Origin of the sequence: Hippea sp. KM1, from assembly GCF_000526195.1 — a bacterium.
In the GTDB taxonomy this organism is placed as follows: Bacteria; Campylobacterota_A; Desulfurellia; order Desulfurellales; family Hippeaceae; genus Hippea.
Map to the genome: position 1 here is coordinate 1668984 of NZ_JAFP01000001.1, position 13097 is coordinate 1682080.

9 protein-coding genes are annotated in these 13097 nt (G+C 45.7%); 5 read left to right on the plus strand and 4 right to left on the minus strand.

Annotation, left to right across the window (positions count from 1 at the left end):
* Positions 1–19: 19 nt before the first annotated feature.
* The 4 genes from mdh to D891_RS0108630 all read right to left on the minus strand — a co-directional run bounded on the left by mdh (position 20) and on the right by D891_RS0108630 (position 8154).
* Complete coding sequence (gene mdh, locus D891_RS0108615) at positions 20–970, minus strand: malate dehydrogenase (protein WP_025270705.1); 951 nt, start codon at positions 968–970, stop codon at positions 20–22.
* Positions 971–1080: 110 nt separating this feature from the next.
* Entirely contained in the window at positions 1081–2049 is a 969-nt protein-coding gene (locus tag D891_RS09630; protein ID WP_025270706.1) for an ABC transporter ATP-binding protein, read from the minus strand.
* A complete protein-coding gene (locus tag D891_RS0108625; protein WP_025270707.1) occupies positions 2042–4630 on the minus strand; it encodes a plasma-membrane proton-efflux P-type ATPase in 2589 nt (862 codons plus the stop codon). The genes D891_RS09630 and D891_RS0108625 overlap by 8 nt, the downstream gene beginning before the upstream one ends.
* 92 nt (positions 4631–4722) lie before the next feature.
* Positions 4723–8154: a pyruvate carboxylase gene (locus D891_RS0108630; protein WP_025270708.1), complete on the minus strand. Its 3432-nt coding sequence runs from the start codon at positions 8152–8154 to the stop codon at positions 4723–4725.
* Between the two features lie 313 nt (positions 8155–8467).
* Between D891_RS0108630 and D891_RS0108635 the strand changes: the two genes are divergently transcribed.
* Genes D891_RS0108635 through D891_RS0108655 form a run of 5 tightly spaced genes read left to right on the plus strand, consistent with a single transcriptional unit; the run spans position 8468 to position 13069 of the window.
* On the plus strand, positions 8468–9601 hold the full coding sequence (locus D891_RS0108635) for an ABC transporter substrate-binding protein (protein ID WP_025270709.1): 1134 nt from the start codon (positions 8468–8470) through the stop codon (positions 9599–9601).
* 55 nt (positions 9602–9656) lie between these two features.
* Positions 9657–10553, plus strand: a complete 897-nt coding sequence (locus tag D891_RS0108640) for a branched-chain amino acid ABC transporter permease (protein WP_025270710.1) — start codon at positions 9657–9659, stop codon at positions 10551–10553.
* A 2-nt stretch (positions 10554–10555) separates the two neighbouring features.
* Entirely contained in the window at positions 10556–11599 is a 1044-nt protein-coding gene (locus tag D891_RS0108645; protein WP_025270711.1) for a branched-chain amino acid ABC transporter permease, read from the plus strand.
* A 2-nt stretch (positions 11600–11601) separates the two neighbouring features.
* Entirely contained in the window at positions 11602–12375 is a 774-nt protein-coding gene (locus tag D891_RS0108650) for an ABC transporter ATP-binding protein (RefSeq protein ID WP_025270712.1), read from the plus strand.
* Positions 12368–13069, plus strand: a complete 702-nt coding sequence (locus tag D891_RS0108655; RefSeq protein ID WP_025270713.1) for an ABC transporter ATP-binding protein — start codon at positions 12368–12370, stop codon at positions 13067–13069. Before D891_RS0108650 ends, D891_RS0108655 begins: the two co-directional genes overlap by 8 nt.
* Positions 13070–13097 lie beyond the last annotated feature (28 nt).

Here is a 13097-nt window from a genome sequence, read left to right on the forward strand (position 1 = left end):
GCTCCCTTTCGGTTTTATTTTATAAGAGTTTGAGCTCTTCGATCCTGTTGCAGAGCTCTTTTACATGGTCAGCCGATGCCTTGAGTGCTGCAAGCTCCTCATCGTTGAGTTTAAGCTCAACGATCTCCTCAACACCGTTCTGACCCAATCTTGCTGGCAAGCCAACAAACAGATCAGGATCAAGACCGTATTTACCCTGGGTCTTTACAGCGCATGGCAATACATCCTTTGTATCCTTTACGATGGCCTCAACCATCTGAACAACTGCAGAAGCCGTTGCATAGAATGCAGAACCGGTCTTTAGGAGTGATACGATCTCGCCACCACCCTTTCTTGTTCTCTCAACAAGCCTGTCGATTGTCTCCTTATCAAAGATCTCAGTTATAGGCACACCCCTTACTGTGGAGTACCTTGTCAGAGGAACCATATCGTCGCCATGTCCGCCCAATGTCATAGCCTGAACAGCCTTCACGGAGCATTTGGCCTCCCAAGCGATGAACCTTGCAAACCTTGTTGAATCCAGACAACCTGCCTGACCCATCAACTTATCGTCTGCAAATCCGCCGACCTTCTTAGCAGCATAAACCATAGCATCAAGAGGATTGGCAACAACGATAACGATGGCATCTGGAGAGTACTTTGCAACATTAGCTGCAACCTCTTTCATTATCTTAACATTTGTCGTAAGAAGGTCATCCCTGCTCATGCCGGGCTTTCTTGGCATACCGGATGTAATGATAACGATGTCTGAGTTCTCTGTATCCTTGTAATCATTTGTTCCTATGATCTCTGTATCGAAACCCTCAATTGGTGCTGCTTCCATCTCATCCAATGCCTTACCCTGGGGCAAACCCTCAACGATGTCCAACAATACAACTGTTTTTGCAAGCTCCTTCTCAGCAATCCTCAGCATCGTGGTACCACCAACCTGGCCTGCACCTATAATACTAATCTTGGCGTTAGCTAACATAACTCTACCTCCTAAAAGTTAATTTGTTTCTTGGTTCAATTTCAGCCGTCTAATTGTATACTCAAACATATCTAAGTGTCAATATTAAATCTTTATATAAACTTGGATAGTTAATTTAGAAAAATTACATTTAAAGAATCTTCAGGAAAACACAAAAAAGCTCTTCCCGACGCTATTGAGTTCAGATTGACATTTCTTAGGTTCAACTCAATACTCTTATCCCCCTTTTTAAAATCCAACAACACCATAGCACCGCCATCGACAAATTCAAGCCTCCGTATTGTGCACTCAAAGCAATTCCTGTTCGACTTTGGCGAAAGTATAAGCTTAGATACATCAACAACAACCCTTACACTGCCTGAATTGTTATAACCGTCAAGCCTAAGGTTTAGGCCCCAGATATTGAGAAAAACATCGCCCCCCTGCCTTTGGATATTGCCCGACAACTCAATCCTGTCGCTATCCTTAACCCATTTTAAGACGCCCCTGTCTAAAAAACCGATCCTATCTGCCAAAAGCGCCGCCTCACTGCGGTTGTGGCTAACAAAGACGGTGGTTATACCGATCTCTTTCTGCAACCTCTTAAGCTCAAGCCTCATATCCTCTGCGGTCTTTCTATCCAGCTTACTAAACGGCTCATCCATCAAAAGCAGTCGTGGCCGAATGAGCAACACCCTCGCAAGGGCAATTCTTTGGGCCTCCCCACCGCTTAGCTGTCCTGGCTTTTTTTTCAATAGATGGCCTATCTTGAGCACCTCTATTATCTCATCAAGCCTCTGCCTATCAAAAACCCCCTTTAGTTTGGCTCCAAAAACGATATTCTCATAACAACTCATGTGCGGAAAAAGCAGAAGATCCTGAAACACATACCCGATATTGCGCATCTCTGGAGGGTGTTTTGTTATATCACATCCATCTAAAAGGATCCTGCCGCTATAGGGGACAATACCCGCAATGGCGTTTAAGAGAGTGGTCTTACCCGCCCCATTTGCCCCCATTAAAACAAACAACTCACCCCTTTTGACGGTCAGGTTTATACCGTTAAGGATAAAATTGGAAACATTTACAAGCTCAAGCATAGCTGCTTTTCAGATGCCTTTTGTAATAGTTAAGAACGGCCATCTTGACAGCGTCGTTAAAAACAAACCACACAAGGGCATAAACCCACATGGCTATGGCCCACCTCCACCCTATAGGCTCCATAAGACCAAACCCGTAAACGGCTATAATCGTGCCTGCAACCCTGCTTGAGAATGTTGCCAAAAACAGGGTCAAAGAGGGATAGGGTTTCTTGAAAAACCAATCGTTTATGCGTGTATTATAGATCGTGCCGTGGCCCGCTATGACAAGCTTGGCAAAAAACAAGGATTGCACAAATCCTATCGACATGTGCATATACTTCATCAGAAAAACAAACAAGGCAAAGGAGGAAAGGACGCCCGCAAGGCCGAGCCAGCTTGATAAAACCAAAACCTCCCTCATATCCCACCTAACCGGCGTCTGGCTTATCTTTGTATTATCGTAAGCTATCGTCAGTATAGGTATGTCGTTAAGCAGGGCCAGGACAACTATCATTATGGCCGTAATCGGATAGAAGTTAAAAACCACGATAGAGAGGGTCATAAAGATGATAATCCTTATGGTCTCTGCAATCCTGAATGTGGCATAGCTCTTCATACGCTCAAAGATCACCCTTGCCTGGTTGATTGCATCCACAATAACCCTTATGCCGCTTGTCAAAAGCACTATATCGGCAGCAGCCCTTGCCGCATCGGTGGCCCTGCTAACTGCGATGCCCACATCGGCCTTTTTAAGCGCCGGGGCGTCGTTCACACCATCCCCTGTCATACCTACAATATGGTCGGCCTTCTGAAGCTCGTCTATCACAAAGTATTTATCCTCAGGATACACCTCGGCAAAGCCGTTTGCCTGCTCGATTATCCTTATAATCTCAGACTCATGCCTTTTGACCACACCCCTGGCAAGCTCGCTATTTAGAAGCTCCTCCTTGACCTTTGAAACTATATCCTCAGCTATAGCGTTTATCTTAGACTCATCAATATCCGGCTTGAGTTTCTTTGTAAGTGTCTTTGTTATGATTTCGGCAAGCAGCAGATACTCCTCAATACCCTCACCCTTAAGCTCCCTTATATCCTCAATCCTATCGCCTATACCCAAAATAGAAGCTATGTATTTGGCTATAGCCCTATTATCACCGGTTATCATCTTGACATCAACACCCCTTGATTTGGCCTCCTCTATAGCCTGCTTTGCATCCTCTTTGGGTGGATCATACAACGGTATAATACCAACAAGCCTAAATCTATCATCATTCTCGTTTTTGTATGCAACACCCAAGCTTCTGAAGCCCTTGGATGCAAAATCCGCCACAACCCCCTCTATCCTTGCCAACTCGCTCTTTGAGAGATTGGAGAGTGATACAATAACCTGCGGGGCACCCTTGGATACCACAACAACACCCCTTTTGGTCTTAAGCACGGCCTCTGTGCGCTTACTCACCGGGTCAAACGGCTTAAAGCCAACACAAGCAAACCCTTTAAGTCTATCCGTCAAACCATGGCTTTCTATGTACTCAAATATGGGGATCTCTATCGGGTCGTTATTCTCCTTCTTGCTTGCAAGTGCGGCATAAACCATCAAATCGTCAACAGAATAACCATCAACGACAAACGGATCGGCTATGGTCATCCTGTTTTTGGTAAGCGTCCCCGTCTTGTCCACGCATAGAACATCCATACCGGCAAGTTCCTCAATGGCCGCAAGCCTGCTTACAACGGCCTGTCTTTTTGCCAGGCTGACAGCCCCTATGGCCATCGTTACGGTAAGCACAGCCGGCATGGCAACCGGTATGGCCGATATGGTCAGAATCAAAGAGAAGGTCAAAAGATCCACAAACGACTCATGCCTCAAAACACCAACGGCCAGAATGAAAATTATCATAACCACGGTAAGGGCTATCAAGAAATCGCCAACCCTTATAACCATCCTCTGGAAATGGCTCTTCTCCTCCTTCTGCGCCTTTGCAACCAATCTGACCGTATTACCAAAATAGGTATCCTTGGCCGTGGCTATAACGACTCCCACCATCTCGCCCTGTTTTATAATGGAATTAGAATAGACAACATCACCTGCCGACTTTTCAACGGGCAACGACTCACCCGTCAAAGCCGATTGATCCACAACAACAAAATCGCCACCGCCTGTAAGCTTTACATCGGCAGGCACAATATCGCCTATCTTTAGCTTCACAACATCGCCTATCACTATATATTTGGCATCCAGGCTCATCCACTCACCATTCCTTAAAACCAACGCCTTCTTTGCAAGCTTCTGTTTTAGCACCTTTATGGCATTTAAGGCCTTGGATTCCTGATAGAAGTCAACAAAGGCATTAACAAGCAGCATGGTCATGATGATAAAAAAATCGCTCATCCTGCCAACAGACAAAGACAGGGCAGCCGCAGCCTCTATCATAAACGGTATAGGGCCAACAAACCGCTTTGTTATCCTCTTTATGGCAGACTCTTCTTTCTCCTCTATCTCGTTTGGGCCGTATTGTTTTAGTCTCTTTTCGGCCTCCTGCTGGCTCAAGCCATATTCTAAATCAAATTCTAACCTATCAGGATCAACCTTAGCCATAACCGCCTTCTTAGATTTCTAAAATATACTTAATTATAGCTCTGTTAGGGGGAAAATTCAATTGAATAGATAGGGGGCTAAGCCCCCCTTTTTTATTTCAGTCTAACAATCAGATCGCCTGCCTCTATGGTGTCGCCCTCTGATAGATAGACCTTCTCGACAACACCATCGGTGGCGGCCTTTATCTTTGTCTCCATCTTCATGGCCTCTGTAATAACCACCACATCGTCCTTTTTAACCTTATTGTTCTCCTTGAAGTTTATCTTTACTATCTTGCCTGGCATCATGGCGCATATATCCTTGGGATCGTCCAGATTGCCCTTTACATTGCTCTTTATAGCAGCAGCGATCTTGTTATCCTTGATCTTTACACTCCTGGCCTGCCCGTTAAGCTCAAAGAGCACCTTTCTGTATCCCCTCTTATCCGGCTCGGTCATACTGACATATTTAACAAACAGCGTCTTTCCCTCTTCAATCTCCACCTCGATCTCTTCCTGCTTGTTAAGGGGATAGAAAAACGCCTTGGTGTCAAATATAGATGCATCGCCGTATTCGTTGACAAACTCCACATAATCGGTGAATACCTTGGGATAAAGGGCATAACTTAGAAGCTCCTCTTTTGTAAACTCCCTCTTGAATTTGGATTTTAGCTCCTCATGGGCCTTATCAAAATCGTAATCCCCAAGCAGCTTACCTGGCCTTTCCTTAATCGGCTTTTCACCCTTCAAAACGATCTTTGCGAGTTTCTCCGGGAATCCACCATAGGGTTGACCCAGCATACCCTTAAAGAAGCTGACCACCGAATCGGGGAACGATAGATTGTCTCCCTTTTTGTAAAGGTCCTCAGGCTCTAAGTTATTCTGAACCATAAACAGAGCCAGATCACCGACAACCTTAGACGATGGCGTAACCTTAATCAAATCACCCAGCATGTCGTTAACCTTCTTATACATCCTCTTTATGTCTTCCCATTTGTCTATAAGACCCAGGCTTTCAACCTGAACAATGAGGTTTGAGTATTGTCCACCCGGTATCTCATGCTCATAGATCTCAGCCGTTGGTGCCTTTAGGCCACTTTCAAAGGGGAAGTAATACTTTCTTACCTTCTCAAAGTAATTGGCAACCTTCTGGGCCGTATCCTTATCGATATCGGGCGCCTTATCTGTGGCCTCTAAGGCGGCAAGGATGGAGTTTAGGCTGGGCTGGCTGGTTAGGCTGGCCATAGAACTCATAGCCAAATCAACTATGTCAGCACCGGCCTCTATAGCCATCAAGACGGCCGCTTCTCCGTTTCCACTGGTATCGTGCGTATGGAAATGCACAGGCAGGCCCGTTTCGGACTTTATAGCTTCAACCAAAACCTTTGCAGCGTAAGGCTTCACAAGTCCAGCCATATCCTTTATGGCTATAATGTCGGCGCCTGCATCCTTTAGCTGCCTGGCAAGGTCTATATAGTAATCAAGCGTATATTTCTTCCTGTTTTTGTCCAGTATGTCGCCTGTATAGCTGATGGCCGCCTCGCAGATCTTGCCGCATTTTTTGACCTCTTCCATAGCGGGCTTAAGCTGCTCAACCCAGTTGAAGCAGTCAAAGATCCTGAACACATCCATACCGTTTTCTGAGGCCACCCTGATAAACTCCCTGACCACATTGTCCGGATAATTGGTATAGCCCACGGCGTTTGATGCCCTCAAAAGCATTTGAAACAGTATGTTGGGTATCCTCTCCCTTAGCTTTCTCAACCTATCCCAGGGCGATTCCTTCAAAAATCTGTAAGCCACATCAAAGGTTGCACCACCCCACATCTCCAAAGAGAATAGGCCGTTTAGATGATAGGCATACAAATCGGCCACATTCAGCATGTCTATGGTTCTGACCCTGGTGGCCAACAAAGACTGATGGGCATCCCTGAAAGTGGTGTCGGTAATAAGCACCCTGTTTGTATCCCTTATGGCCTTCAAGATGCCCTCAACGCCTTCCTCTTCTAATATATCCTTCCAGCCTTTAGGGATTGTTGCACCAAACCTCTCTCTATAGACGGGTATGGCAGGCAATACAACCTTATCGTCCACAACGGCATTGGATGGGTTATTTACTATGTTGTTTGCCAAAAACTTCAAAACCTTGGTGGCTCTATCTTTGCGTTTGGGGAACCTGTATAGCTCATCTGTCTTATCGACAAAGTTCACATCGAAATCGCCGCTTAAGAAGTGTTTGTGTGTAATGACATTCTCCAAAAACTGTATATTGGTCTTTACGCCCCTTACCCTAAACTCCTTTAGCACCCTGTGCATCTTCTTGGCCGCATGCTCAAAGGTCAATGCCCATGTGGAAACCTTAACCAGCAAGGAATCGTAGTGAGGTGAGATCTTTGCGCCCGCATAGGCGCTTCCTGCATCCAGCCTCACGCCAAAACCGGCGGGGCTTCTGTAAACCTGAATCTCACCTGTATCGGGTGAGAAATTGTTTTGCGGGTCTTCTGTGGTTATCCTGCACTGAATCGCATACCCCAACTTCTTTATGCTGCTTTGGGAATAGATCCCTATCTCCTTATCGCTCAACTTCCTCCCTTCAGCAATCAATATCTGGCTTTGAACCAGATCCACGCCCGTTATAAGCTCTGTAATCGTATGCTCCACCTGGATGCGCGGATTGACCTCCAAAAAGTAAAAATCCTTATCCTGAACCAGAAACTCCACCGTGGCTGCGCTGGTTATGCCGGTCTCTGTTGCTATCTTGAGCGCTGCATCGTAAAGGTTCTCAAGCACATTGGTCGGAACAGAGGGTGAGGGCGCTATCTCGATCATCTTCTGGTGTCTTCTTTGAATGGAGCAGTTCCTCTCATATAAATGAACAACATTACCGTGGTTGTCGGCAAGTATCTGAACCTCTATGTGCTTGGGAGTGGGCAGGTATTTCTCCATTATAACATCGTCCCTGCCGAAGGAGTTTAACGCCTCCCTCCTCAAGCTATCAAAGTTGTCCTCTATGTCCTTATCGTTAAAGGCTATCCTTATGCCCCTTCCACCGCCGCCTGCTGTGGCTTTAAGCATAACGGGATAGCCTATGGCCTTTGCAAGCTCCTTGGCCTCATCTATAGAGGCTATATTCCTATCGCTACCTTCTATAACAGGGACACCGCATCGTTTGGCCACCTGTTTGGATATGAGTTTATCACCAAATAGCTCAACCACCTCAGGCTTTGGGCCTATGAAGATTATACCCGCCTGCTGACATTTCCTTGCAAACTCAGCAGATTCGGATAAAAAGCCATAGCCCGGATGTATCGCATCAACGCCCTTCCTCAAAGCCAGATCTATAATCTCATCGATGTTTAGATAGGCCGCAACAGGATCCAAGCCCTTACCCACCAAATAAGCCTCATCGGCCTTATAGCGGTGCAAAGAGTACTTATCCTCCTCCGAATAGATCGCCACGGTTTTAATACCCAGCTCGGTTGCAGCCCTGAAGACCCTTATGGCTATCTCCCCCCTGTTAGCGCACAAAAGCTTTTTAATCCTCATATACTCCCCCTTGTATATGGATTTTTTAACAGTATACCTAATTATTGAATCTTTGTCAAAGGATAGGTATTTTAAATAATAGGTAATTAAATAACTAATATTTTATTTCTAAGTTCATTTAAGATTCAAAAAATAAACGGCGATATTAAATAATCCCCGCTATAATCGCAATTGCAAATTTAGTAATTTTTCATTTATTAAACACTACAGGCCCTGTTCATTTTTTAAAAACCAAAAACAAAGTTTATTATCTTGACAACATTTTCTTTATACATTATAAGGAGCATAGCAATAAATTTTTGGGAGGTGGGCTATGAAGCGATTGTTAAGCTCGCTTGTAGCAGTCTTGGTTGGTTTGGTCTTTTTGGCAAACGCAAGTTTCGCCAAGGAGATCAAGGTCGGCGTTGTATGGCCGATGACAGGTTTAATTGCGGCATTTGGTCAGAGTGCCTGGAAGGGTTTGAAGTTGGCTGAGTCATTGCAGCCCAAAACAAAAGACGGATGCGTTATCCACCCTATTCTCCTTGACAACAAGGGAGATAAGGTGGAGACGGCAAACGCTGTAAGTAAGCTCATCACGGACAACCATGTGGTTGCCATCATCGGTGCAATCGCAAGCAGCAACACACTGGCAGGTGCTCCAATTGCTGAGAAGAACAAGATCCCCATGCTTACATCCTCAGCCACAAACCCATTGGTAACCAAGGGCAAGAAGTATATCTCAAGGGTCTGCTTCATCGATCCGTTCCAGGGAACAGTTGGTGCAAAGTATGCATACAACAACCTCCACGCAAGAACAGCCGTTGTTATGATTGAAAAGGATCAGGATTACTCAGTTGGTCTTGCACACTCCTTTATGAAGGCATTTAAGGAGTTGGGCGGCAAGATATTGGGTGTTGAGTTCTTCCAGTCAACGGATCAGGATTACTCTGCACAGATCGCAGACATAAAATCCAAAAACCCAGATATCATCTATATGCCATCTTACTATCAGGAGATCTCCCTCTTTGCACGCCAGGCAAGGCAGTACGGCCTAAAACAGACAATAATGGCCGGTGATGGTGCTGAGGCCGATGCCCTCCTTAAGATCGGCGGCAAGGCCGTTGAGGGCGTTACATTCACAACACATTACGATCCACACGCTGCAGCAACACCGCTTTCAAAGAAGTTCCTCAAACTCTTCAAAGAGAAGTATAAAGAGGATCCGGATGCTATGGCAGCATTGGGCGCCGATGCATACTTCGTGCTTGTTAATGCTATAGACAATGCAGGCGGCTGCAAGGCCACACCAGAAAAGATCAACTATCAGATCAGGCACACAAAGAACTTTAAGGGCGTAACGGGCGTTATAACAATAAATCCAGAGACAGGAAACGCCATCAAGAGCGCAGTGGTCAGGAAGGTTGAAAACGGTAAGTTCGTATATGTAACAACGGTCAATCCTTAAAAAACAAGCGGGCGGGAGCAATCCCGCCTTAATTTTTTAAAGAGAGAGTGGAGAAATGAATTCAACAATCATCCTTCAGCAGTTGGTAAACGGCATATCGCTGGGTAGTTTGTATGGCCTTGTTGCAATCGGCTATACAATGGTTTACGGCGTTATAAGGCTCATCAACTTTGCCCACGGCGATGTCATGATGGTAGGAATGTATTTCGCCTTTGTGGGTGTCGCCATGATGTTTTTACCGTGGTGGGCTGCATTCCTGCTATCAATGTTCGCAACGGCAATAGTCGGTGTATTAATCGACAGGATTGCCTATAAACCCCTAAGAAACGCAAGCAGAATATCCGCCCTTATTACGGCGATAGGCGTTTCATTCTTCTTAGAAAACCTCTTTTTGGTTGTATTCGGCGGTGTACCAAAGGCATTCCCCGTGCCTTCTATCTTTGCAGGCGCAATGAACATAAACGGCGTCATATTTCCCAACATAGCCATAATTACACCCATTGTTGCCATTGTATTCCTTCTGATGCTTCTGTTTGTTTTGTATAAAACAAAATACGGCATGGCGATGAGAGCGCTTTCCTTGGATATGGAAACAGTAAGGATAATGGGCATCAATGTGGATCTGATAATATCGATGGTATTCGCCATAGGTTCGTTCCTGGCCGCTTTAGGCGGTGTTTTCTGGGCTATGAGGTATCCTGCAATCAACCCGCTAATCGGCATCATGCCGGGCCTTAAGGCGTTTGCTGCCGCCGTTTTGGGCGGTATAGGCTCGGTAACGGGCGCTGCAGTGGGGGGATTCATCATCGGCATATCGGAGATACTGGTGGTCGCTTTCTTCCCTTCTTTGGCAGGCTACAAAGACGCCTTTGCCTTTCTGTTTTTGATCTTTGTCCTTCTGTTTAAACCCACAGGCATTATGGGAGAAGACTTAGAGAGGGGGCGCTTCTAATAATGAGTCTAAGCAGAAATTCTATATTGACGATTATATCCATACTCCTGTTGTTTACATTTGTCTGGTATGCAAACAACAACTTCACACCCTATGCTGTAAGGATATGGGAAAACACAGCCATATTCTTGATGCTTGCTGCAAGTTATAACCTAATAAACGGTGTCACGGGTCAGTTCTCGTTGGAGCCAAACGGCTTTGTGGCTATCGGCGCCTATGTCGCAGCCATCCTAACGCTCACGCCGGACCAGAAAGAGGCTATGTTCATCATAGAGCCGATGGTTCCCTGGCTTAAAAGCATCCACATGTCGTTTTTACCATCGCTTATAATAGCCGGTGTCGTGACGGCTTTTGTTGGATTCTTGCTGGGCTTTCCCGTATTTAGGGTCAGGGGGGACTATCTGGCCATCGTCACACTGGGTTTTGGTCTAACCATCAGGGTTATCTCAAACAACACGATAACAATAACAAACGGAGCATTGGGCCTAAAAGGCATTGCAAGCTATACAAATATCTGGTGGTGTTTCGGCTGGGCTGTGCTCTCGATGATAATAATAATGAGGATAGTGTATTCAGCCTTCGGCAGAGCAATGAAGGCCATCAGAGACGATGAGGATGCAGCCATAGCCATGGGCATTAACACATTCTGGATAAAGATGGCTGCATTCGTAATAGCCGCGTTCTTTGAGGGCGTCGGTGGAGGGCTATTGGCTCATTTGATAACCACCATATCACCAACGATGTTTACATTCTTCTTAACATTCCAGCTGCTTATCATCATAGTCGTTGGCGGCCTGGGCAGCATGACGGGAACGGTTCTTGCCACCATACTGGTGATCTGGGGAAGCGAGATATTGAGGTTTGTTGAACAGCCCATGAACATCGCAGGTCTGCATATCCCCGGTATCCCCGGCATGAGGATGGTGATATTCTCCATACTCCTGATCGTGATAATGATATTTGCACGAGAAGGAATAATGGGTCAGAGGGAATTTTCCTGGAACTGGCTGTTTAACCTATTCAAAAAAGGAAAAAGTGAAGCTTAACCATGGATAATATAGCCCTTAAATGCGATAGGATAACAATGAGATTTGGCGGTCTAACGGCCGTAAACGGGTTTTCCGTTGAGATAAAGGAGCACATGATATTCGGCCTTATCGGGCCAAACGGCGCAGGCAAAACCACGGCCTTTAACATGATAACGGGCAACCTAAAGCCCACAAGCGGCGAGATATTCTTCTATGGCAAAAACATAACGGGCATGAAGCCGTTTAAGATCGTCTCATTGGGTATGGCAAGGACATTTCAGAACATCAGGCTATTCTCCAATCTGTCGGTTATAGAGAATGTATTAACCGGCTTTCACCACAAACTCAAATACAACCTCATCGATGCCATACTGAGAACGCCGAGGTTTTACAGATATGAAAGGCAAATGAGAGAAGAGGCAATGGAGCTTCTAAGAAGCGTCGGTTTAGAAGAAAAGGCCGATTTTAAGGCCAGCAAGTTGCCATACGGTGAAAGGAGAAAGGTGGAGATAGCAAGGGCCCTGGCAACGGGTCCGAAGATGCTGCTTTTAGATGAGCCTGCAGCGGGTATGAACCCACAGGAGACGATGGGTTTGATGTATTTTATCCAGGAGATAAAGGAGAAGTTCAACCTGACGGTGCTATTGATTGAACATGACATGAAGTTTGTTATGAATCTATGCGAGCGAATAGCCGTGTTGGATCACGGCGTAAAGATAGCCGAGGGCAAACCGGAAGAAATCCAGAAAAACCCCGATGTCATAAAGGCATACTTAGGAGACATCAATGCTTAAGGTAAAGGATTTAAATGTCTATTACGGCGTAATACACGCCGTCAAAGGGATAACCTTTAATGTTCCAGAAAACAAGATAATAACCCTAATTGGCGCAAACGGTGCAGGCAAATCCAGCACCCTAAAGGCCATTGCGGGTCTTGTGCGCCCCAGGGGAAGCATAAAGTTTTTGGGTGATGAGATCTCAAAAAAACCGGCCTATAAAATTGCACAGAAGGGCATATCGCTTGTGCCTGAGGGCAGAAGGGTCTTTGCCAATTTGACCATCCTGGAAAACCTAAGAATGGGTGGGTTTAACAAAAACCCGGCAGAGCTTGAGCCGCTATATGAGAAGATGTTTGAACTCTTCCCTATCCTAAAGGAAAGGGCGCACCAAAAGGCAGGCACGCTCTCAGGTGGTGAGCAGCAGATGCTGGCCATAGCAAGGGCCCTGATGAGTGAACCTTCGCTGTTAATGCTGGATGAGCCAAGCTTGGGTTTGGCACCAAAGGTCGTCTCGGAGGTGTTTGAGATCCTAAAGGAACTAAACAGAAACGGCAAAACCATACTATTGGTTGAGCAAAACGCCGCTCAGGCCTTAAAGCTTGCCCATTACGCCTATGTTTTAGAAAATGGAAGCATAACATTAGAGGGGGATGCAAACGAGCTATTGGAAAACGAAGAGGTAAGGAAGAGTTATCTGGGTGAAATCTAATTTTCTTGATTTTTTAACAATCGTGTTT

What these genes read in the sequence shown, in the direction of transcription:
- mdh (WP_025270705.1), bottom strand. Translation starts at nt 970, where the DNA reads ATGTTAGCTAACGCCAAGATTAGTATTATAGGTGCAGGCCAGGTTGGT.
- D891_RS09630 (WP_025270706.1), bottom strand. Translation starts at nt 2,049, where the DNA reads ATGCTTGAGCTTGTAAATGTTTCCAATTTTATCCTTAACGGTATAAAC.
- D891_RS0108625 (WP_025270707.1), bottom strand. Translation starts at nt 4,630, where the DNA reads ATGGCTAAGGTTGATCCTGATAGGTTAGAATTTGATTTAGAATATGGC.
- D891_RS0108630 (WP_025270708.1), bottom strand. Translation starts at nt 8,154, where the DNA reads ATGAGGATTAAAAAGCTTTTGTGCGCTAACAGGGGGGAGATAGCCATA.
- D891_RS0108635 (WP_025270709.1), top strand. Translation starts at nt 8,468, where the DNA reads ATGAAGCGATTGTTAAGCTCGCTTGTAGCAGTCTTGGTTGGTTTGGTC.
- D891_RS0108640 (WP_025270710.1), top strand. Translation starts at nt 9,657, where the DNA reads ATGAATTCAACAATCATCCTTCAGCAGTTGGTAAACGGCATATCGCTG.
- D891_RS0108645 (WP_025270711.1), top strand. Translation starts at nt 10,556, where the DNA reads ATGAGTCTAAGCAGAAATTCTATATTGACGATTATATCCATACTCCTG.
- D891_RS0108650 (WP_025270712.1), top strand. Translation starts at nt 11,602, where the DNA reads ATGGATAATATAGCCCTTAAATGCGATAGGATAACAATGAGATTTGGC.
- D891_RS0108655 (WP_025270713.1), top strand. Translation starts at nt 12,368, where the DNA reads ATGCTTAAGGTAAAGGATTTAAATGTCTATTACGGCGTAATACACGCC.